Source organism: Variovorax sp. CF313, assembly GCF_000282635.1.
Lineage (GTDB): Bacteria > Pseudomonadota > Gammaproteobacteria > Burkholderiales > Burkholderiaceae_C > Variovorax.
The window spans coordinates 129,347-149,175 of record NZ_AKIW01000053.1 but is presented as its reverse complement, the minus strand read 5'-3'; the positions used below and the strand labels follow the sequence as shown (position 1 = coordinate 149,175).

The following is a 19,829-nucleotide window of genomic DNA, read 5'->3' as shown; positions in this document are numbered from 1 at the left end:
CCGCAGGCCGGGGGACATTCGCGCAGGGGAGTACCCGGTGGCCTGTGCTCACGCCCCGAATGCCCCTTCAGTACATCGACCGCCCGCCCGAGATGTCGAACACCGCGCCGGTGCTGAACGAACATTCATCCGATGCAAGCCACGCAGCCATCGCAGCCACTTCATCGACCTCGACAAAGCGCCCCATCGGCACGCGCGACAGCAGCGCAGTCCGCAGCTGTTCGCGGTGCTCCACAGGCACGGCCGCGAACACCTCGGTGTCGGCCGCAGACGGCGTGATGCAGTTCACCAGCACGCCCGAAGAAGCCAGCTCCTTGCCCAGCGACTTGGTCAGCGCGATGAGCCCCGCCTTCGACGCCGAGTACGCGGCATTGAATCCGTTGCCCTCCTTGCCGGCGACCGAGGCGATGTTGACGATGCGCCCGCGCCGCTGCGCGAGCATCACCGGCGCCACCGCGCGGCAGCACAGCCAAGCGCCCGTCAGGTTGATGTCGAGCACGTTGCGCCACTGTGCGGGCGTGTGCTCCCAGGCCGGCACGGTCGGGCCGAGCACGCCCGCGTTGTTGACGAGGATGTCGATGCCGCCGAAGCGCTCCTGCGACTGCGAGGCCGCGCGAGCAATCTGGTCTTCGTCGCGCACATCGACGACCGCCGAGGTCGCAGTGCCGAGCGGTGCGAGCGTTTGCAGCGCATTCGCCAGCACGGCCGCATCGAGGTCCCACAGCGCGACGCTGGCGCCGGCCGCGAGGTAGCGCTGCGCAATCGCCAGGCCGATGCCGCGCGCGCCACCCGTCACGACGGCGTGGCGGCCCGCGAGCGCATCGTTGCGCGGCGCAGTCATGCGGCTGCCGCTTCTTGCGGGCGTGCGGCTGCGGGCTGGCCCAACAGTGCGCCCATCAGCGCGGCCACATGCTCCGCGGGCACGCCCGCCAGCAGTTGCCGCAGCATCGTCAGCGTGTCGAAGTACACGCGCTCGCACACCAGCCGGTCGCCTTCGAAGATGAAGAAGGCATTCATGCGGCAGCGAAAGCTGTTGCCCGTCGGGGGCAGGCCCTTGAGCGGACCGCGATGCGTGCCCAGCAGCCAGAACTCGACGACCACCGAATCGTCGGCGTGCCGCAGCTGGATGATCTCGTGACGTTGGTCGGGAAAGGCACGGCGCGTGTCGGTGTAGTACTGGCGCACGTCGGCGATGCCGTCGTGCACCTCGCCGCTCGGGATCAGCTCGTAGTGCGGGTGCGGGAAGGTGCCGAGCACGGCGTCGAAGTCCTGCCGGGTTTCGTCGGCGAAGTGATCGAGCACGAGGCGCTCGCGGCGGGCTTGAAGTTCGGTGCGTTGTGTGTTCATCGGGGGTGTGCTCCATGTGACAGGGACGACAGGTGACATCGGGTTGCTGCGAATGCGCCGGCCCGGGCTCGCTGCGTACTATCGGCACGCCCTTGAAACAAGACTGTCCGGTGTTGGCAATCGCCGCTCCGGACAAACCCGCGATGCCACGCACGCCCCTCTCTTCCAGCAGCAAGCCGCATGCGCCGTCGACACCGGCGCACAACGGCGACATGCGTCTGGCCGACGACGTGCAGCAGCGGCTGCTCGCGGTGGCGCACCGGCGCACGCTGGCGCGCGGCGAGTCGCTGTTCCACAAGGGTTCGCGGCCCGATGCGCTGTTCGGCGTGGTCAGCGGTTCACTGCGCGTGAGCGTGGTCGCAACGGGCGGGCGCGAGGCGGTGATCGCCATGCTCGAACCCGGGCACTGGTTCGGCGAGGTGTCGCTGCTGGTCGGGCGAGAGCGCGTCTACGACACCTGCGCGGTCGACACGACCGAGATGGCGGTGGTCGCGGCGGCCGACTTCCATCGGCTGGTGGCCGCGCATCCCGACGTGCACATGGCCTTCACCCGGCTGGTGTGCCTGCGGCTGCGCCAGGCGCTGGCGTGGATCGACGACGTGATCCTGATGCCGCTGCCGGTGAGGCTCGCGCACCGGCTGCTGACGCTGGACGCGCGCGCATCGAGCCCGGGCGAGGGCGGCGGCACGCTGCTCGGCGTGTCGCAGGAAGACCTGTCGTTCATGCTCGGCGTGTCGCGCCAGAGCGTGAACCGGCAGCTGAAGCTGTGGGAGGAAGATGGCACGCTGCGCGTGCGCTACCGCGGCATCGAGCTGCTCAGCCGCGCGCAGCTGGAGCGGCACGCGGCCACGCCGAGCTGAACGCGCCGGCGGGCTCCGGTTCAATCCATCCGCGCGCCGGAGGCCTTCACTGCTTTCTCCCAGCGCGGCGTTTCGGCGGCCAGGAAGCGCGCGAACTCCTCGCTGCCCAGGAAGGCCGGGTCGGCGCCCTGGCTCACCATGCGTTCGCGCACCTCGGGGCTGGTCAGCACCTGTTTGAACGCTTCGCCGAGCTTGGCGACCACGTCTTTCGGCGTGTCCTTCGGCGCGAAGAAGCCATAGAAGCCCACCACCTCGAAGCCCTTGAAGCCCGACTCGATCACGGTCGGCACGTCGGGCAGGGCGGGGTTGCGCTCGCGGCTGGTCACGGCCAGCGCGCGCACCTTGCCCTGCTTGTGGTAGTTGGCTGCCTGCGGGATCGACTCGGCCATGAACTGCACCTGTCCGCCCATCAGGTCGGTAAAGGCGGGCGCGCTGCCGCGGTACGGGATGTGCACCATGAAGATGCCCGTGGCGGTCTTGAACATCTCGGGCACGAGGTGGCTGATGCCGCCGTTGCCGGCCGAACCGTAGTTGACCTGGCCGGGCCGCGCCCTGGCGTAGTCGACGAACTGCCTGAGGTTCTGCACCGGCAGCTTCGGCGTGACCAGCAGCGCCAGCGGCTGCATGGCGGTGCGCGCGATGGGCACGAAGTCGCGCTGCGTGTTGTAGGGCAGCTTGCTGTAGAGCGCGCCGTTGATCACGGCCACGCCGGTGTTGGCCAGCATGAGCGTGTAGCCGTCGGCCGGGCTCTTGGCGACCGCGTCGGCGCCCACCGAGCCGCCCGCGCCGGGCTTGTAGTCGACGATCAGCGGCTGGCCGAGCACGGCCTGCAGCCTGTCGGTGAGCAGGCGCGCATGTTGGTCGAGCGGGCCGCCGGCCGGGAAGCCGATCACGACCTTGATCGGCTTGTCGGGGTAGGCGGCCATCGCCGTGGTGCCGATGGCAAGGGAAAGGACCGCGATCGCGATCCGGGCAGTCTTGTTGTTCATGATCCGTCTCCTTTTTGTGAGGAGACGATCATAGGCAGCGCGCTCAGCCGGCCAGCGTGGCTTTCAGCGTGATCTCGGGCACGCTCGCCAGCGCCTTCGACAGCGGGCAGCCGGCCTTGGCGGCGGCCGCGATCTGCTGGAACCTGGCTTCCTCGAGGTTCGGCACGGCCGCGTCGAGCTCGAGCTGGATGCGGTCGATCTTGAAGCCGTCGCCGTCCTTGGCCAGCCGCACGGCGGCCTTGGTGTCGATGCGTGTGGCGGTCAGGCCTTCCCGTTCGAGCGCGAAGGCGAAGGCCATCGTGAGGCAGGCGGCATGCGCCGCGCCGACGATCTCCTCGGGGTTGGTGCCGCGCTTGTCGTCCTCGAAGCGGCTCGCGAAGCCGTAGGGGTAGTCTTTCAGGGCGCCGGTCTCGGTGCTGACCTGGCCCTTGCCGGTCTTGCCGGCGCCTTCCCAGTGGACGCTTGCGTGCTTGTCTGCTGGCATGTCGGTTCCTTCGCTTGGGTGGTGTGTGGAGGGAACGGCAGGTTCGCCCAGAAACCGGCGGCTGTCTGTAGTCGTACGGCGCGTGCGCAGGTTCGAAAGGGGGAGGGGCGTCAGAAGAATGGGCGTCGCCTAGGCGACGCTCCGGGGGGCTTCCCCCATGGGAGCGGCGGCCGTGGCGGCTTAGGCTGGCGGGCTGTCGCTTTTCCTTTTCCCCGCCTGTACTCACCATGCAACAACGCCCGCATTACAAGTTCTGGCCCAAACGCCTCCCTCACTCGATCACCGTCCCCGCCACCTCGCTCTGGCACAACCTGGCCACCTCGGCCGCACGCTATCCCGACAAGCCCGCGCTCGTGTTCTTCGGCCGCGTGACCACCTACCGCGACTTCGCCGCCCAGGCCGAGCGCCTGGCAGGCGCGCTGCATGCGCTGGGCGTGAAGCGCGGCGACCGTGTGATCCTCGACATGCAGAACTGCCCGCAACTGGTGATCGCGCATTTCGCGATACTGCGCGCCAATGCCGTCGTGGTGCCGGTCAACCCGATGAACCGGGCCGAGGAGCTCAAGCACTACATCACCGACTCCGACGCCAAGGTGGCCATCATCACCGGCGACCTGGCGGGCGAGCTGGCCAAGGCCAGCAATGCGCTGCCCGTGGAGCAGCGGCTCGACCACATGGTCGTGACCCAGTTCACCGATGCCTTCGACGCCGACGCATCGGGCGACGACGCTCCGGCACCCGCCTGGAAAGACTGGCTCACCACCCGCCACCCGCTGCCCGCGCTGGACGGCGGCAAGACCATCGCGTGGACCGACACGCTCGAAGCCAACCACCCGCCGCCCGAGCACGTGGTGGGCGCCAACGACATGGCGCTGCTGCCCTACACCAGCGGCACCACCGGCCTGCCCAAGGGCTGCGTGCACCACCATTCGAGCCTGATGCACAACGCGGTGGCCGGGCAGCTGTGGGGCGGGTCGACTTCCGAGACGGTGGTGCTGGCCGTGGTGCCCATGTTCCACATCACGGGCGTGGTGAGCATGATGCACACGGCGATCCTGGCGGCGGCCACGCTGATCATCATGCCGCGCTGGGACCGCGACGTGGCCGGCCGGCTCATCTCGCGCTGGAAGGTCACGGCCTGGACCAACATCCCGACCATGGTCATCGACCTCATGGCCAGCCCCAACTTCGCGAGCTACGACCTGTCGAGCATGACCTACATCGGCGGCGGCGGCGCGGCCATGCCGCAGGCCGTGGCGCAGCGCCTGCTCGAGCAGTACGGCCTGAAGTACCAGGAGGGCTACGGCCTCACCGAGACCGCCGCGCCGTCGCACACCAACCCGTCGGACCATCCCAAGCAGCAGTGCCTGGGCATCCCGTTCATGAGTACCGACGCGCGCGTGGTCGACCCTGACACGCTGGCCGAAATGCCGATCGGCGAATCGGGCGAGATCATCATCCATGGCCCCGAGGTGTTCCAGGGCTACTGGAAGCGCCCCGACGCCACGGCCGCCGCCTTCGTCGAGTTCGAGGGCAAGCGCTTCTTCCGCTCGGGCGACATGGGCCGCATGGACGAGGACGGCTACTTCTTCATCACCGACCGCTTGAAGCGCATGATCAACGCGAGCGGCTTCAAGGTGTGGCCGGCCGAGGTCGAACTGCTGATGTTCCGCCACCCGGCGATCCAGGAGGCCTGCGTCATCTCGACCAAGGACGCCTACCGCGGCGAGTCGGTCAAGGCCGTGGTGGTGCTGCGCGCCACGCACAAGGACACCACCGAGCAGGAGATCATCGACTGGTGCCGCGAGAACATGGCGGTCTACAAGATCCCGCGCAAGGTGCAGTTCGTCGATGCGCTGCCCAAGAGCGGCAGCGGCAAGGTGATGTGGCGGCTGCTGCAGGAGGTGGAGAGCAAGTAGATACGTGTATTTAATGCTATTAAATAGATAGCAATAGCCAGGTGCACGGGTTGAGTACGAAAAATGTACGGAAAACGACAGTTTTCGTGCGGGGCGCTAAGGACACGCCGAGCCTAAGCTGGCCCCCACGAGATTTGCTGGGGCTGCTGGAACCGCGCAATGTGCCCTTTCTCGCCTTCAGGGGCCAGGGCCTTACAGCGCGATTTCGCTCTGGGATGGGGCCTCGCGCCCGCCTAGGTGGAAAAACCTGCCAGCGGGCCTCCTGGAGGCGGGCCGAGCCATTTGCTGGGCAGCGTGAGCGCACAACTCAACATGGCGATGCACGTGAGGACCGCCTCCCTCTTGACGGACCTTGACGGTGGCCGAAGCGCGCCGCCGCCAGCTTGACCAGACGCAGGAGCGGGTCGTCGAGGAGGCGCTGCGCCGCCTGCAGGGGGCTGGTGGCTTCCATGGCCAAGAGCGCCAGCAGGATGGAGCCGGCGGCGGCATTGCCATACCAGTCAGGCAGGGTCTTCCAGTACGCCGGCGGCTTCCCAGCGCAACCCGAAGGCGGCATAGTTAGCAGGGAAGCTCAAAAGGACACGAACAAAAGGAAGCAGGGAGGCTGTTTTGATTGAATCGCTGATCAAGAACCTGAACCAGGATATTGCGCTCCTTCAACTTCGTATTGAGAGGGACAAGGATGCCGGCTTTAACGACATGGCGCGGCTGCTGGAGTCGATGTCGATCCAGTTCTTCAAAGCCGTGGGCATTGCGAACCTCAAAAGCAAGAATCAGATTCGAGTGAACTTCCCGGCTATTGATGCCGCGGACGACGACAAGGATGGTGGGATTGCCGTGCAGGTCACCTCGGTCGCGGACGCCAAGAAGATCAGTAAAACGATCACAACCTTCGAGAAGAAGGACGCTGCAGGGAAGTGCTTGAAGGACGGCTACGCGGCGCTCTACATCTTCGGCTTCTGCAAAGCGTCAAGAACTGCGACCGTTCCCAACTACTGCCGGGTGGTCGATCCCGCCTTCTTCGTTGGCAAGCTCGTCGACCTCGGTGATGAAGAAAAGCTGCAGACGATCATCGACTCGGTCCGTCGTCTCGGGGACTATTCTTCGATCCACCCTTATGGCGATATTGAGTGTCTCAAGATCGTGTTGGGCTATGTGGGGCGCAATGCCGTCAGGCACTACATGTCCTGCGAGGGTAACCTCGACGACATGACGAGGGGCCTTAAAGAAATCTCGGAGCTCATCGGAAAGGGCACCGTCGACGGCAAGCAGAAATCAAAGGCCCACCATGAATTCGAAGATCAAGAGATCGGCGAATTTCTGCGGCACGTGCTGAGCCAAATTGGCGGTATCGCAGCGATCATGAACCGTGCGAACCGCAACGGTTTCGTCTACTTGAACCAGCAGGACATGAGAGCCATCGATGAGCAGAAGCGGTCGATCGCCACATCGGCGCAGCGCATTGCCGCAAGGCACGGTATCGCCACGCCGTTAGACATGCACGGGGTCGACTAGCATCCGGCAGTAGCGCACCACGGCGATCGGGCAAAGCAGCTGCGCGATCAACTCTGCCTCCGCTTCAATCGACTGGTGATCGCTTGCTGCTGAACCTTGGTGGCGGCGGCCGGTGAGGTCAGTGCAGTTCTCGATCCGGGCCAATGCGTCCAAGCCAATCATCCGGATGCGCCGCGTCCTTATGTTCAGCGCAGAGTGAGCACGGCAAGAGGTGCGGCGAGTCAGTACGCAGACGAGCGATGGCGGCCGCCTCAAGCATCAGGCGTCGTCCCCAGTTGGAGAAGTGCAGGTGCTGGTAGATCGTCGTCTCTTTAATCTTGTGCAGCGTAGGGAGCACGTGGTTCGCAATAGGTTCGGGCAGATCGAAGAAGAGCCTGCTGTCGAGCAAGCGCCTGCTGTCGAGCATGAGCCTGATCACCTTATCCGACAGAAAGACGTTCCGCTTGGCACCACGCCAGATGATCCCATCCAGCCATTTCAAGTGCGCGAGGTCCAGGTCCTTCGCCACTAACTTACTGCGACCGACAGTCGGGATGTGCAGTAGTTCGACAAACGACACGCGGCACGCGTCCTCCGGCTCGAAACCCGTCCGTGCGAAGTTGCGGTGATAGTGTTGGCCGTCACCCCTGTAATCGGTCAGAAGAAACGGGTGGTGCACCTTCTGGCGCCACCAGAAGGCAACGCCATCGTCGTGATACTCCCACACACGGGGGTAGGCAGGACTGCTTTCGATCTGAGCGTCGTAGTTCGCATCTAGCCCCACGAAGACGAACTCCGCACTTTCCGGCCGGGCACCTTGGTAGGGCTTGTCGCGGAACATCGCGGTGAGACTCTGGCTGGGGTGTGGCTGGTACACGTCGGCAGCATATGAGAGATCGCCATGGCGCGCCAGTGGGGCAATCGGGCGATTTCCGCAGTGACAAGACTCCAACAACGCGCACCGCAGTCGCTCAATGTTCAGACCGTTGTCCAACAGCTTGCGCGACGAAACCGGCGTGAGCAGCCAAACCTCGATCGAGGTGATCCGCAGCGCCTCGAAACAACGGGCGCGCTGAAGGTTGCTGCGCCGCACGCAGTACAGCCCAATATCTACTCGCTCGACTTTGCCTGGACGGGTAGGCAAACTATCTTCTCGAGATCGAGCCCGCGGCCGTGCTTGCGCTTCATCGCATGATCGGCCGGGGAAATTACTGGCTTCACAGGCACTACCCTATTTGAAGCCGCACTGCAATGAGTACAAACATATTCAAAAGCAGGGCGCAAGCTGACTTCGATGGTCAGGATTCAGAAGATCCTCTCCGTTATTCTTTGCAACACATTCGTTGTAAAAAAGTTATATATGCGCTCCTCTCGGCTTTGCAGTCTTGTCCTCTCGGCCCTCTGTTTGGGGGGCGTTGCCGCCAACGCTCAAACATCGTTGCGAGCCTGGAACACCCACCCCGACGGCTACCCGGTGACGGAGGCGATGAAAAGCTTCATTCAGGAAGTGGATGCGGCAACCAAGGGGAAATACAAGATCGAGCTGTTTTCCAACGCTGTTCTGGGAGACCAGGGCAAGGCTGTAGCGATGCTCAAGGCCGGCGAGATCGATGTCGCCGAGTTCAATTCGGCGCCACTGTCCGAAGCGGCGCCGGAACTCAAGGCATTCAATCTCCCGTTCCTGTTCACGGACTCGGCCCACATGTTTCGCTACCTGGATGGCGAAATAGGGGCGCGACTGGCGCAGACACTGCAGGCTTCGGGTTACGTGGTGCTCGGCTGGTATGACGGGGGCGCTCGGTCGTTCTATTGCGCCAACAAACCATTGACCACGCGAGAAGATCTTGTTGGCCAGAAAGTTCGGGTGCAACAGTCCGAGGTCTACATCGAGATGGTCAAGCTGCTGGGCGCCATTCCGGTGGTGGTGCCCTACAAGGACGTGCTCGATGGGTTCCAGAAGGGAACGATCGATTGCGCCGAAGGCAACATGGTCTCCTACGAAGCCACCGGACACTACAAGGCGGCCAAATACACATTGCTGGACAGCCACATGATTTCTCCCGAAGCATTGGTCGTCTCCACCAAACTGTGGAACCGGCTCAGTGCGGACGAAAAAGCGGTGTTCCAGAAGGCCGGGAAAAAATCGGCGAACCTGATGCGGGAGCTCTGGGAGAAACGAGTCGTCTCCGCACGTGCTGCCGTGACGAAAGAAGGCGCCCAGTTTTCCAACGTGCAGGACTTTTCTTCATACATCCGGAGAATGTCGCCGCTCTACGCCAAGTACATGGCTGATCCCACAACCCGGGCCGCGCTATTTGCCATCGTCGGCAAGCAGTGAGGAAAGCAGCAGGGCGGCGATAGATCCCGCGTCGGTCTTATCGATCTCCCCCGCACCCGTTGCGCTGGAGCACAGGCAGTAGCTGCGGACCCAGCGACTTTAGCAACTGGGTCGGCAGCGCGCTCGTGAACCGATAGCGAGCGGCATAGGGCTCGTGCACATAAGCCATGATGGTGCCGAAGTAGCGGTCTCCGATCATGAACACGAAGGTGGCCGATCGATCGATCTTGCGCTCCGAGATCACCCGTCCGTTCCGGTCGGTCTTCTCGTAGCGATGGTCTCCGGTGCCGGTCTTGCCACCGATCTCGATCGCGCGGCCATGCGTGTCCACGAGCGAGCCCTTCAGGCGCCGTGCCGTGCCGTCGTTCACCACCTCGACCAGCGCGCGCCGTACCGTCGCGACCACCTCCGCGGGCAGCAGCCGTTCGGCGCTCGCGTTGCGCGGTTCCAGCCGTGTCTCGTAGGGCGTGTCGCGCCCGAAGTGCAGTGCGCCGATTCGTTGCGTGGGCAGCCGTACGCCGTCGTTGACGAGGATGCCCATCAGTTCCGCCAGGGCGGCCGGCCGGTCGCCCGACGCGCCGATCGCGCTCGCGTAGGACGGCGTCAGCGATGCGAAGGGGTAGCCCAGGCGCTGCCACGAGCGATGAACCTGCGCGAAGGCGTCGAGCTCGATCAGCTCGCGCAGGCGCTTGTCCTGCGCGCTCTTGTGGCGCGTCTTGAAGAGCCAGGCGTAGGTTTCCTGGCGTTCGCGCGCGCTCGCCTCCAGCACCTGGGTCAGCGAGGCGCCGGGTTGGCGCTGCAGGAAACCGACAAGCCAGAGCTCCAGTGGATGCACGCGCGCGACGTAGCCGCGATCGGCGAGCGACAAGCCGGCGTAGGTACTGCGCAGCGCCCGCAATGCGCGCGGCGAGCCGGCGCCGCGGCCCAGCCGCTGCACGAGAAGCTCGTCGAGCCGCGCGTCGCTGGCCTCGGGCTCGATCGTGAACAGCACGCTCGCCAGGCGCGGCGCCGATGGCCTCAGGCCCTGCAGCAGCAGGGCTTTGGCCTCCGCAGCCGACCGGTGCTGGTACTTGCGATAGAAGCGGACGAGGAAGGCCGAGCCTTCGCGATCGGCAAAGCGCGCGAGCAACTCGCGCCGGCGCGGGTCGGCAGGGTCCTTCAGCAGGCGCTCGGCGTCCGACGCGCCGCCGAACATGTGGTGGCGCACCAGGTCGCGCATCAGGCGGATGAACACCAGGTTGACCGAATGCTTGAAGCCCTCGCGCACCGTCATCGTTTCGCTGTCGCTCGAGCGCTCGAAGTTTGCGAACTGGTGCAGGCCGCCGCCGGTGAAGAAGGCCTCGCCGGGGTTGGCCGAGTACTTCCGCTCCATGGCCGCCTCGAGCATCGGCGCGAGGCGGCGATCCTTGGCGCGCAGGAGGTACTGCCGCGCCCACGCACCCAGCGGGTCGCGCGGGTTGTTCTCCAGCGCCGAGAGCTGGGCGGGGGACAGGTCGGCCCAGCGGGCGTGCAACTCGGCCACGAGTTCCAGGTAGCTCACCAGGGTGCGCAGCTTGGCGGTCGAGCCGAGGTCCAGCCGCGCGCCCTGGTTCACGTCAAAGGGCTGGTCGATGTTGTCGGCCTGAACGCGCAGCAGGTTCTCCTGCGCGCCCCGCTCGAACAGCGTGAAGCTGTAGACCAGCGGGCCCGGGTCCGCACCCGGATCGAGCAGGTGGAAGCCGAACAATCCCGCAGCCTTGGCCGCGGCGGGCGTCCGCAGGCCGGCCAGCACCCGCGCCACCATCGCCTGCGCCTCGCCGTCCAGGCTGGTCTCGGCCTCGAGGTCCAGTCGCTCCAGGTCGTAGGCGCGCGGCACGCCGAGCAGCGTGGAGATGTGGGTGCGCAGTGCAGTCGCGGCCTTGCGCTGCACGAAGTCCGGCCGGGGCGTTGGCGGCAGTTCGGGTCGCAGCCGCAGGGGCAGTGGCAGGGCCGCATCGCGCAGCTCGGGCGAAATCAGGCCTGCCTCGGCCATCAGCCGCAGGTAGCTGTCGGTCAGCCGGGCCAGCCCTGTGCCGTCGCCGAGCAGGTGCTGCGACGGTCGGCGCTGCGCGATCATCAGCGACAGTGCCTGCTTGAAGGCCTCGGCCTGCTGCCGCAGCGCTTCGTCGGTGAGCGCCGTCCCCTCGGCGTTGTCGGCGAGCAGGCGGTTCACTTCGCCGAAGTCGCGTCCATACCAGGCCCACAGGCCGTCGCCCAGGCCGTGCACCTCGCCCATGCCCGGGCGTGCGGCCAGCGGCACCGTGTCGAGGTAGTCGACGACGATCTGGCGGCGCCGCGCCTGCGTGTCCTCACCGTCCTGGTAGGCACGCAGCGAGGCCGATGCCATCTGGCGCAGCTTGTCGCGGACCGACCCGGTGCGGCCTTGCGGCGAGTGGCGGTACTTCTCGATCTGGGTCGCCAGCGTGCTGCCGCCCGTCGCCGTAGGGCTCAGGCTGACCGCCCGCAGCGCCTGCTCGAGCGCGGCCTTCGCGAAGCGTTCCGGATCGATCGCGGGGTTGCGCTGCGCCGGCTCCGCGTCCAGCAGGTGGCGGTCTTCGACGAACAGCAGGGCGCTCACCAGCAGCGGCGGCACGTCCTCGAAGCGCTCGTATGCGCGCTGAGGCACACGCGTGTGCAGCAGTGCCGCATTGCGGCAGTCGCGCACGGCCAGGCCGGCCTGGTTCTTCTCGCGGTACGGGATGAAGAGCCCGCGCTCCTGCAGTTCGATCAGCCGAGGCGACAGGCGGGCCTGGCGGGTGATGGCGTAGCCCTGGGAGTCCAGGCGCTGGATGAAGTCGGGAAGATCGTGATAGCCCAGCCGCTCGTCGTAAGGTCCGGTGTGGGGAAAGCGGATGGCATCGCTGGCACCGTTGCCGACGCTGAAGCTGGCACCGTTGCCGAGGTCGCGCCACAGGGCCGATTGCAGCCGGGAAGTCTTCAGTTCGTCTACCGCGAATACGGCAAGCGTGCCCCCCACGGCGACCCCGGCGCCGACCCAGAAAAGCTTCTTGAACCATGTCATGCTCTGCCTCGCGAACAGTCTGCACCGTGGGTTCGTCAGTGACGATGATGCTCTTTTTCGCGTCGATTTGGCATGGGTAAGATCGCGCCAGCCAACTGGCCCGGGCGTCCTTGCCTTTCCTACTTCCGGCCCAGCGACTTCAGCAGCCTGCCGGCTTCCTTCTTCCCGTCCACGCTGACATACGAGGAGGCCATCGCCTTCGTCAGGTAGTCGACCACCTTGCGGTGATTCTGGTTCGGTCCTTCCCAGAGAAAGAGCCGTCCCAGTTCCAGCGCCGCGTCGCCGTCGCCTTGCGCATAGGCGCGCTCGAACCAGAAGCGGGCCCAGCGGAAGTTGCCTTCGTCGCGATAGCAGATGGCGAGATTGGCGCAGCCCGCGATATCGCCGGCCCTGGCGGCCTTGCGGTACCAGTCGCGCGCAGCGGCGCTGTCCTGCTTCACGCCGATGCCGTGGTCGAGGAAGTAGCCGACGCTGTTGAGCGCGTGGGCCTCGCCCGCGGCCGCCGCCTTGAGAAACAGCGACAGCGCCTTCTTGTGCGCGCCGGCGTCCCACGCGTCGTTCGCCGCGAAAAACCAGTCGTCCCGGGTGGGTTCCTGCATGTGAGGGGTCTCCTTCGAAGCGCGGTTCAGAAGAAAGAAAAAATCTGTGTCCCGACCCCTCCCTGCGCACGGATCACTTAGCCTCGATCGGTCCGGCCATTCTGCCCACATCCGGCTCTTCCATGCACTTTCGCGCGCTGCCCATCGTTCTTCTTGCCTTTCCTCTTCTCACCCAGGCCGCTCCGCGCACCTGCCTCGTCGTCGGCATCAGCGACGGTGACACGCTCACGGCCCGCTGCGGCCGAATCGGCGCCTACGAGCGCGTGAAGGTGCGCATCGCCGCCATCGACGCGCCCGAGAAAGCCCAGCCCTACGGCCAGCGCAGCAGGCAGGCGCTGAGCAACATCTGCTTTCGGGAGCAGGCGCTCATCACCGAGATCGACACCGACCGCTACGGCCGCACGGTGGCCGACGTGAGCTGCAACGGCGAGGACGCCGGCAGCCGCATGGTGGCCGAAGGCTGGGCCTGGGTGTACGACTACAACCACCTGGCCACCCGGCGCGGCGGCGGGCTGTTCAGGCTGCAGGACAGCGCGCGCGCCCGGCGCCTGGGCCTGTGGGCCGACTCGAAGCCCACCCCGCCCTGGGAATGGCGCAGGCAGCAGCGCGACGAGCAGCCGCACTGGGGCAGCTTCTTCTGACGGCGGTGTGATCGGAGCCTGAGGCCGCTGGCGAGGAGGGCATCGCTCAGGATTCGCTCTTGCCTTGCACTTCCGCCACCACGCGCGCGTTGCGCTGGAAACTCCAGTAGGCGCCGGCCCAATCCATCATCACGACGATGCGATTGCGAAAGCCGATCAGGAAGTACGCGTGCGCGAACAGCCAGAACAGCCACGCGAGCCGGCCGCTGAAGCGCAGCGGGCCGAAGGGCGTGCCCAGGTCGACCACGGCCGAGTTGCGGCCGATGGTGGCGAGGTTGCCGTAGTCGGCATAGCGGAACGGCACCGTCGGCTGGCCCGCGATGCGGCGCAGGATGTTGGTGGCGGCTGCACGGCCCATCTGCTTGGCGCCGGGCGACACCCCGGGCACCGGCTTGGGCGGCTTGCCGGGCGCGTGGCTCATGGCGGCCGCGAGGTCGCCGACCACGCTGATCTCGGGACGGCCCGCCAGGCTCAGGTCGGGCTCGACCTTGATGCGGCCCGCGCGGTCGCACTCGACGCCGGTGGCCGTGCCCAGCATGCGGCCCAGCGGCGATGCCGCCACGCCGGCCGCCCACACCACGCAACTGCTATCGATTCGGTAGCTCTCGACGGGTGCACCGTCCGCGCCGCCGCCGGTCTGCACTTCGAGCCCGGTGGCGTCGATGGAGGTCACGCGCGCATTGAGCCGCACTTCGACACCCAGCTTCTCCAGCTGTTCGAGCGCCTTCCGGCTCAGCGATTCGGGCATGGCCTGCAGCACGCGCGGACCGCCTTCGACCAGCAGCACCTGCGCGCTGCCGGGGTCGATGTGGCGGAACTCGCCCGACAGCGTGTGCTTGGCGATCTCGGCCAGCGTGCCGGCCATCTCGACGCCCGTGGGGCCCGCACCGATCACCACGAAGGTGAGCAGGGCGCGGCGGTGTTCCAGGTCGGCCGTGATTTCGGCGCTTTCGAACGACAGCAGAACGCGGCGGCGGATCTCGAAGGCATCGGCCAGCGTCTTCAGTCCCGGCGCCACGGGCGCCCATTCGTCGTGCCCGAAGTAGCTGTGCGTGGCGCCCGCCGCGACGATCAGGTGGTCGTACGGCACGCGGTCGCCGTTGGCCAGGTGCACGGACCGCGTCGCCGGGTCGATGCCGCCCACTTCGCCGAGCAGCGTCGTGATGTTCGGCTGCTTGCGGAACAGCGCGCGCACCGGCGCCGCGATCGACGGCGCCGCCAGCCCCGCGGTCGCCACCTGGTACAGCAGCGGCTGGAACAGGTGGTGGTTGGTCTTGTCGATCACCGTCACGTCCACGTCGGCGTTCTGCAGCTTGCGCGCGGCTTCGAGCCCGCCGAAGCCGCAGCCGACGATGACGACTTGGGGCCTGCCCGAGGGGTTGGTCGTTTGCATGCGGCGAATGATACGCAGCCGCCCTGCACGTGCTTCCATCTTGTGCCACAGTGGCTGCCCTTTTTGCCGAGGTGCTCGCGGCGGGCCGGCGGCGTTTTGTCCTACGCGCCGCCGCGGCCCGGATGGGCTACAACTTGCGGCTGACCCGACTGGAGATTCCATGACGCTTTCCCGGCCGATCACACAGGCGGCGAGCGCACTGCGCGACAGGTTTCGCGAGGTGCGTGCAGCGAGCCTGGCGCTTGCCGCCCCGCTTTCCGCCGAAGACCAGTGCATCCAGTCCATGCCCGACGCGAGTCCGACCAAGTGGCATCTCGCGCATACCACGTGGTTCTTCGAGACCGTGCTGCTGCAGCCGCATGCTGCGGGCTACCAGCCTTTCGATGTGCGCTTTCACTATCTCTTCAACTCGTACTACGAGGCGCTGGGACCGCGCCACCCGCGCCCGCAGCGGGGCCTGCTGACGCGGCCGTCGGTGGACGAGGTGCATGCCTATCGCCGGCACGTGGACGAGGCGGTGGTCGCGCTGCTGGAAGAGGGCGGGCTCGACTGGGCCACCGTCGAGCCCATCGTCACGCTCGGGCTGAACCACGAGCAGCAGCACCAGGAACTGCTGCTCACCGACATCCTGCACGCGCTGTCATGCAATCCGCTGCTGCCGGCCTACAAGCCGGCCGGCGGGCCTGCGCTGCGGCTGGCCGCGGTACCGCCGGCTGCGCGCTGGCTCGCGCAGCCCGGTGGCGTGGCCGAGGTGGGGCATGCGGGGCAGGGCTTTTCATTCGACAACGAGACGCCGCGCCACAAGGCCCTGCTGCAGCCCTATGCGATTGCCGACCGGCTGGTGAACTGCGGCGACTACGCGCAGTTCATCGCGGATGGCGGCTACCAGCGGCCCGAGCTCTGGCTGTCCGACGGCTGGGCCGCCGTGCAGGCGAACGGGTGGCGGCATCCGGCGTACTGGCTCGCGTCCGACGATCCGCGGCTGGGCTTCGGTTCGCAGCCGCAGGGTGCTGCGGGCTGGCATGTGTTCGGCCTGCATGGTGTGCGGCCGATGGAGGCCGATGCACCCGTCTCGCAGCTCAGTTTCTATGAAGCCGCCGCGTATGCCGAATGGGCCGGCGCGCGGCTGCCGACCGAATTCGAATGGGAGGCCGCGTTCGATGCGCCCGGCATCGCGCAGATGGCCGGCCATGTCTGGCAGTGGACGCGTTCCTCGTACGACCCGTACCCCGGCTTCCGGCCGATGCCCGGCATCGCTGCCGAATACAACGGCAAGTTCATGGTGGGGCAACTGGCGTTGCGCGGTGGCAGCGTGGCCACGCCGGCGGGGCACACGCGGCCCAGCTACCGCAACTTCTTTCCGCCGGCGGCGCGCTGGCAGTTCTCGGGGCTGCGGCTCGCGAAAGACCTTTGATCATGCGCAATCCAACTTCCTCTTCCTCGTCGCTGTCGTTCGTGCCTGCCGCGAAGCCGCGCGCTTCGTCTGCGCCCGCAGCCGCCGCGCCGTTGTCCGAGTTCGGACGCGAGATGCAGGCCGGGCTCGCGCGGTCGCCACGCCGCATTTCGCCGAAGTTTTTTTACGACGCGGCGGGTTCGCGGCTGTTCGACCGGATCTGCGAACTGCCCGAGTACTACCCGACCCGCACCGAGCTGCGCATTCTTGGCGAGTGCGCGGGGGAGATCGCCGGGCAGATCGGGCCGAATGCGGAGATCGTGGAGTTCGGTGCGGGGTCGTTGACGAAGGTGCGGCTGCTGCTCGATGCGCTCGACTCGCCCAAGCGCTATCTGCCCATCGATATTTCCGGCGAGCATCTGGAGGCTGCTGCGCAGCGGCTGAAGGCCGACTATCCGGAGCTGGTGGTGCAGCCCATTGCCGCTGACTACACGATGCCCTTGGTGCTGCCCGCGCCCGTGGCGGGTGCCGGGCGGCGCGTCGGTTTTTTCCCGGGGTCGACGATCGGGAATTTCGAGCCTGAAGAGGCGCTGGCCTTCCTGCAACTGGCTGCCCGGATGTTGCGTGGCGGAGGGCTCTTGATTGGCGTGGACCTGGTCAAGGATCCGGGGCGGCTGCATGCGGCTTACAACGATGCGCAAGGGGTGACTGCGGACTTCAATCTGAATCTCCTGCGGCGCGCCAATGCCGAACTCGATGCGGACTTCGATCTTGACGGGTTTGCGCATGCGGCGTTCTACAACGCGCCTCGGCAGAGGATCGAGATGCATCTTGTGAGCCGGTCGGCTCAGAGCGTTTCGCTGAATGGGGAGACGTTCGGGTTCGAGGAGGGCGAGACCATTCATACGGAGTACTCGCACAAGTTCACTGTTGAAGGGCTTCGTGCCTTGGCTGTTCGGGCCGGGTTTCGACCTGGGGCTGTCTGGACGGATCCGGAGAAGCTTTTTAGCGTTCACTGGCTGGTTGCCTAGGTTTGCTTCCGGGGCCGGGTCTCGCCCCGGCGGGCGACTCACTTTCTTTTGCTTCGCCAAAAGAAAGTAAGCAAAGAAAAGGCGACCCCACTGTCTGCGACCCTCCGCTTCGCTACGGGCAACCTGCGGTGCTCGCGTTTCGCGGGGTCTCGCCCAAACTCGCTTCGCTCAGACAAGGGCGAGCCCTGATCCGCGAAACACTCCGCTCCTCGGCGCAGCCAGAGGGGAGGAGAAACCTCTCGGGCCTTTGCTTCGCTCGGCCACCAAGCCACCGCAAGCGCTGCGCGCCTGCGGTGGTTGGTATTGGCTGTTCCGGAGCCGAGCGCAGCGATGGCGCGCCCGGTTTCCAAGCCCTTCTGGCTGCGCCGAGGAGCGCAGGCGTAGGCGGGATCAGGGCCGCAGCTGTTTGAGCGAAGCGAGTTCTGCGGACCCCCGCCTACGTCGAGCACCGCAGGTTGCCCGTAGCGAAGCGGAGGGACGCAGACAGTAGGGTCGCCTTTCTTTTGCCTACTTTTCTTTGGCGAAGCAAAGAAAAGTAGGTCGGCCGCCGGGCCGAGACCCGGCCCCGAAAAACAAACACCCCAACAGGGCACATACAGCAACGAAGAAAGCGACTGTGCCAAGCAAACGGCACAATACCCCGGCCCCGTGCGGCAGCGCAACGGCCAGCGCCCCGCAACCCTCCCCCTGGAGCCAAGACCATGAAAGCAACCTGGAACGGCGTCACCATCGCCGAAAGCGACGACACCGTGATCGTCGAAGGCAATCACTATTTCCCGATGAGCGCACTCAACCGCGACTACGTCACCTTCAGTAACCACAAGACCACCTGCGCCTGGAAGGGCTCGGCCAGCTACTACTCGCTGCTGGTCAACGGCGAGCTCCACACCGACGCCGCCTGGTACTACGCCGACCCCAAGCCCGAAGCCGAAGAGATCCGCGACCGCGTCGCGTTCTGGAAGGACGTGAAGGTCAGCGCGCAGTGACCACGGCCGCCTTCACTCCGCCGTTCATCGCCCCGGCCGAGCTGCCCGCCGCACTGCGCGAGCAAGGCTATGCGGTACTCAGCCCGCAGGGTGTGGGCGAATGGCTTGGCGCACCGATCGCGCAGCTCGATGCACTGCACGCCGACTGGAACGGCCTCCCGCCCGACGACTACCTGAAGGACGGTGGCCGCTACCGCACTCGGCGCCACGCCTGTTTCACCATCGAAGCCGACGACCACGCCACGCTCACGCAGGTGCCGCACCGCGCGCACTGGCAGCCGGTCGAATACAACGCGCTGCACGGCGGCATGCAGCGCTGGTTTGCGCCGATGCTCGATGCCACCGTGGCACAACCCGTGTGGCAGCGGCTGCTGCGGCAGCTCGGCAAGGCCTGCAGCGACATGCGTGGCACGACACGGCAGCGCTGGTACGTGGAAGCGCACCAGTTCCGCATCGACACCGCCGGCGGCATCGGCCGGCCGACGCCCGAAGGTGCGCACCGCGATGGGGTCGATCTCGTGGCCGTGGCACTCGTCGGCAGGCACGGCATCAAGGGCGGCGAGACGCGCGTGTTCGAGGCCAATGGCCGCCGCGGCGAGCGCTTCACCATGACCGAACCGTGGACCCTGCTGCTGCTCGACGATGCGCGTGTGATCCATGAATCGACGCCGATCCAGCCGCTCGAGGAGGGCGGCGAAGGCTGGCGCGACACGCTCGTGATCACTTGCCGGGCCAAGGGTTTCCAGGGGGATTGACGCCCCGTTTCCCGTCGCTGCCTTGAGTCCTACAGGTTCCCTCCGGCATCGGGGTTAAATTCGGGGTCCGGCTCGACGGTGAGTCGTGTCTGTCTGCGACGAAAGCGAGGTCCCGCCATGTTCAATCACATCCTGGTTCCGATCGACGGCTCCGAAACTTCCATGCTCGCCGTCAGCAAGGCCAGCGGCCTCGCGCTGGCTTTCGGTAGCCGCATCACGTTGATTCACGTGATCGACAACTATCCCTTCATCGGTGTGGGCGCGGACTACGCGCTCGGCCAGAACGAATACCTCGCCGCAGCCACGGCCAGTGCCAATGCGGCGCTCGCGCGCGGCGTGGCGGCGCTCGCGGCCGAAGGCCTTCACAGCGACCAGCGCGTGATCGACGGCCACGTGGTGCACGAAGGCATCGTCGATACGGCCATCGCCATCGCGGCCGACCTGATCGTGATGGGCTCGCACGGCCGCAGCGGCATCGAGAAACTGCTGCTGGGCAGCGTGACGCAGCGCGTGCTGCAGGACGCCAACATGCCCGTGCTGGTCGTCAAGGGCGGCTGATC

18 protein-coding genes are annotated in these 19,829 nt (G+C 66.3%); 10 read left to right on the top strand and 8 right to left on the bottom strand.

The annotated features are described in order from the left end of the window. Positions 1–67: 67 nt before the first annotated feature. Complete coding sequence (locus PMI12_RS15090) at positions 68–841, bottom strand: SDR family NAD(P)-dependent oxidoreductase (protein WP_007833967.1); 774 nt, start codon at positions 839–841, stop codon at positions 68–70. Next, positions 838–1,347, bottom strand: coding sequence for an ester cyclase (locus tag PMI12_RS15085; protein ID WP_007833966.1), 510 nt, complete (start codon positions 1,345–1,347; stop codon positions 838–840). The genes PMI12_RS15090 and PMI12_RS15085 overlap by 4 nt, the downstream gene beginning before the upstream one ends. Positions 1,348–1,490: 143 nt before the next feature. On the opposite strand from PMI12_RS15085, the gene PMI12_RS15080 reads away from it, so the two are divergent. Beyond that, positions 1,491–2,207, top strand: a complete 717-nt coding sequence (locus tag PMI12_RS15080; RefSeq protein WP_007833964.1) for a Crp/Fnr family transcriptional regulator — start codon at positions 1,491–1,493, stop codon at positions 2,205–2,207. A gap of 20 nt (positions 2,208–2,227) precedes the next feature. Here PMI12_RS15080 and PMI12_RS15075 read toward each other — a convergent pair whose 3' ends face one another. Both PMI12_RS15075 and PMI12_RS15070 read right to left on the bottom strand, forming a co-directional pair. Beyond that, positions 2,228–3,196 carry a Bug family tripartite tricarboxylate transporter substrate binding protein gene (locus tag PMI12_RS15075; protein ID WP_007833961.1) on the bottom strand — a complete coding sequence of 323 codons (969 nt, stop codon included), beginning with the start codon at positions 3,194–3,196 and terminating at the stop codon, positions 2,228–2,230. Positions 3,197–3,239: 43 nt separating this feature from the next. Next, positions 3,240–3,680: an OsmC family protein gene (locus tag PMI12_RS15070; protein ID WP_007833959.1), complete on the bottom strand. Its 441-nt coding sequence runs from the start codon at positions 3,678–3,680 to the stop codon at positions 3,240–3,242. A gap of 227 nt (positions 3,681–3,907) precedes the next feature. On the opposite strand from PMI12_RS15070, the gene PMI12_RS15065 reads away from it, so the two are divergent. Together PMI12_RS15065 and PMI12_RS15060 are read left to right on the top strand one after the other, a co-directional pair. Then, positions 3,908–5,599: a long-chain fatty acid--CoA ligase gene (locus tag PMI12_RS15065; RefSeq protein ID WP_007833957.1), complete on the top strand. Its 1,692-nt coding sequence runs from the start codon at positions 3,908–3,910 to the stop codon at positions 5,597–5,599. Positions 5,600–6,208: 609 nt separating this feature from the next. After that, positions 6,209–7,114, top strand: coding sequence for an SMEK domain-containing protein (locus PMI12_RS15060; protein ID WP_007833955.1), 906 nt, complete (start codon positions 6,209–6,211; stop codon positions 7,112–7,114). Between the two features lie 118 nt (positions 7,115–7,232). Here the strand turns inward: PMI12_RS15060 and PMI12_RS29225 are convergent, their stop codons facing one another. Next, positions 7,233–8,237: a hypothetical protein gene (locus PMI12_RS29225; protein WP_193386552.1), complete on the bottom strand. Its 1,005-nt coding sequence runs from the start codon at positions 8,235–8,237 to the stop codon at positions 7,233–7,235. Between the two features lie 216 nt (positions 8,238–8,453). On the opposite strand from PMI12_RS29225, the gene PMI12_RS15050 reads away from it, so the two are divergent. After that, positions 8,454–9,431: a TRAP transporter substrate-binding protein gene (locus tag PMI12_RS15050; RefSeq protein ID WP_042673454.1), complete on the top strand. Its 978-nt coding sequence runs from the start codon at positions 8,454–8,456 to the stop codon at positions 9,429–9,431. 37 nt (positions 9,432–9,468) lie between these two features. On the opposite strand, the gene PMI12_RS15045 is transcribed toward PMI12_RS15050, so the two are convergent. After that, positions 9,469–12,471, bottom strand: a complete 3,003-nt coding sequence (locus PMI12_RS15045; protein ID WP_007833948.1) for a transglycosylase domain-containing protein — start codon at positions 12,469–12,471, stop codon at positions 9,469–9,471. 119 nt (positions 12,472–12,590) lie between these two features. After that, the gene (locus PMI12_RS15040; RefSeq protein WP_007833946.1) at positions 12,591–13,070 is read right to left on the bottom strand and encodes a tetratricopeptide repeat protein; all 480 of its coding nucleotides are present in this window, start codon (positions 13,068–13,070) and stop codon (positions 12,591–12,593) included. Between the two features lie 122 nt (positions 13,071–13,192). On the opposite strand from PMI12_RS15040, the gene PMI12_RS15035 reads away from it, so the two are divergent. Next, positions 13,193–13,711 (top strand): thermonuclease family protein, encoded by a 519-nt coding sequence (locus PMI12_RS15035; protein ID WP_007833944.1) that lies wholly within the window; start codon positions 13,193–13,195, stop codon positions 13,709–13,711. Positions 13,712–13,757: 46 nt separating this feature from the next. Here PMI12_RS15035 and PMI12_RS15030 read toward each other — a convergent pair whose 3' ends face one another. Further along, entirely contained in the window at positions 13,758–15,104 is a 1,347-nt protein-coding gene (locus PMI12_RS15030) for an NAD(P)/FAD-dependent oxidoreductase (RefSeq protein WP_007833943.1), read from the bottom strand. A 160-nt stretch (positions 15,105–15,264) separates the two neighbouring features. On the opposite strand from PMI12_RS15030, the gene egtB reads away from it, so the two are divergent. The 5 genes from egtB (at position 15,265) to PMI12_RS15005 (ending at position 19,827) form a co-directional block, all read left to right on the top strand. Then, a complete protein-coding gene (gene egtB, locus PMI12_RS15025; protein WP_007833939.1) occupies positions 15,265–16,518 on the top strand; it encodes an ergothioneine biosynthesis protein EgtB in 1,254 nt (417 codons plus the stop codon). 113 nt (positions 16,519–16,631) lie between these two features. Further along, the gene (gene egtD, locus PMI12_RS15020) at positions 16,632–17,528 is read left to right on the top strand and encodes an L-histidine N(alpha)-methyltransferase (RefSeq protein WP_007833938.1); all 897 of its coding nucleotides are present in this window, start codon (positions 16,632–16,634) and stop codon (positions 17,526–17,528) included. 701 nt (positions 17,529–18,229) lie between these two features. Beyond that, positions 18,230–18,514 (top strand): DUF427 domain-containing protein, encoded by a 285-nt coding sequence (locus PMI12_RS15015; protein WP_007833937.1) that lies wholly within the window; start codon positions 18,230–18,232, stop codon positions 18,512–18,514. Then, entirely contained in the window at positions 18,511–19,269 is a 759-nt protein-coding gene (locus PMI12_RS15010) for a 2OG-Fe dioxygenase family protein (RefSeq protein ID WP_007833936.1), read from the top strand. The genes PMI12_RS15015 and PMI12_RS15010 overlap by 4 nt, the downstream gene beginning before the upstream one ends. A 117-nt stretch (positions 19,270–19,386) precedes the next feature. Next, positions 19,387–19,827 carry a universal stress protein gene (locus PMI12_RS15005; RefSeq protein ID WP_007833935.1) on the top strand — a complete coding sequence of 147 codons (441 nt, stop codon included), beginning with the start codon at positions 19,387–19,389 and terminating at the stop codon, positions 19,825–19,827. Positions 19,828–19,829: the final 2 nt, after the last annotated feature.

Excerpts from the sequence above, each read along its gene's own strand:
- PMI12_RS15090 (WP_007833967.1), bottom strand. The coding sequence starts at position 841 with ATGACTGCGCCGCGCAACGATGCGCTCGCGGGCCGCCACGCCGTCGTG.
- PMI12_RS15085 (WP_007833966.1), bottom strand. The coding sequence starts at position 1,347 with ATGAACACACAACGCACCGAACTTCAAGCCCGCCGCGAGCGCCTCGTG.
- PMI12_RS15070 (WP_007833959.1), bottom strand. The coding sequence starts at position 3,680 with ATGCCAGCAGACAAGCACGCAAGCGTCCACTGGGAAGGCGCCGGCAAG.
- PMI12_RS15040 (WP_007833946.1), bottom strand. The coding sequence starts at position 13,070 with ATGCAGGAACCCACCCGGGACGACTGGTTTTTCGCGGCGAACGACGCG.
- PMI12_RS15035 (WP_007833944.1), top strand. The coding sequence starts at position 13,193 with ATGCACTTTCGCGCGCTGCCCATCGTTCTTCTTGCCTTTCCTCTTCTC.
- PMI12_RS15065 (WP_007833957.1), top strand. The coding sequence starts at position 3,908 with ATGCAACAACGCCCGCATTACAAGTTCTGGCCCAAACGCCTCCCTCAC.
- PMI12_RS15075 (WP_007833961.1), bottom strand. The coding sequence starts at position 3,196 with ATGAACAACAAGACTGCCCGGATCGCGATCGCGGTCCTTTCCCTTGCC.
- PMI12_RS15015 (WP_007833937.1), top strand. The coding sequence starts at position 18,230 with ATGAAAGCAACCTGGAACGGCGTCACCATCGCCGAAAGCGACGACACC.
- PMI12_RS15080 (WP_007833964.1), top strand. The coding sequence starts at position 1,491 with ATGCCACGCACGCCCCTCTCTTCCAGCAGCAAGCCGCATGCGCCGTCG.
- egtD (WP_007833938.1), top strand. The coding sequence starts at position 16,632 with ATGCAGGCCGGGCTCGCGCGGTCGCCACGCCGCATTTCGCCGAAGTTT.
- egtB (WP_007833939.1), top strand. The coding sequence starts at position 15,265 with ATGACGCTTTCCCGGCCGATCACACAGGCGGCGAGCGCACTGCGCGAC.
- PMI12_RS15050 (WP_042673454.1), top strand. The coding sequence starts at position 8,454 with ATGCGCTCCTCTCGGCTTTGCAGTCTTGTCCTCTCGGCCCTCTGTTTG.
- PMI12_RS15030 (WP_007833943.1), bottom strand. The coding sequence starts at position 15,104 with ATGCAAACGACCAACCCCTCGGGCAGGCCCCAAGTCGTCATCGTCGGC.
- PMI12_RS15005 (WP_007833935.1), top strand. The coding sequence starts at position 19,387 with ATGTTCAATCACATCCTGGTTCCGATCGACGGCTCCGAAACTTCCATG.
- PMI12_RS15045 (WP_007833948.1), bottom strand. The coding sequence starts at position 12,471 with ATGACATGGTTCAAGAAGCTTTTCTGGGTCGGCGCCGGGGTCGCCGTG.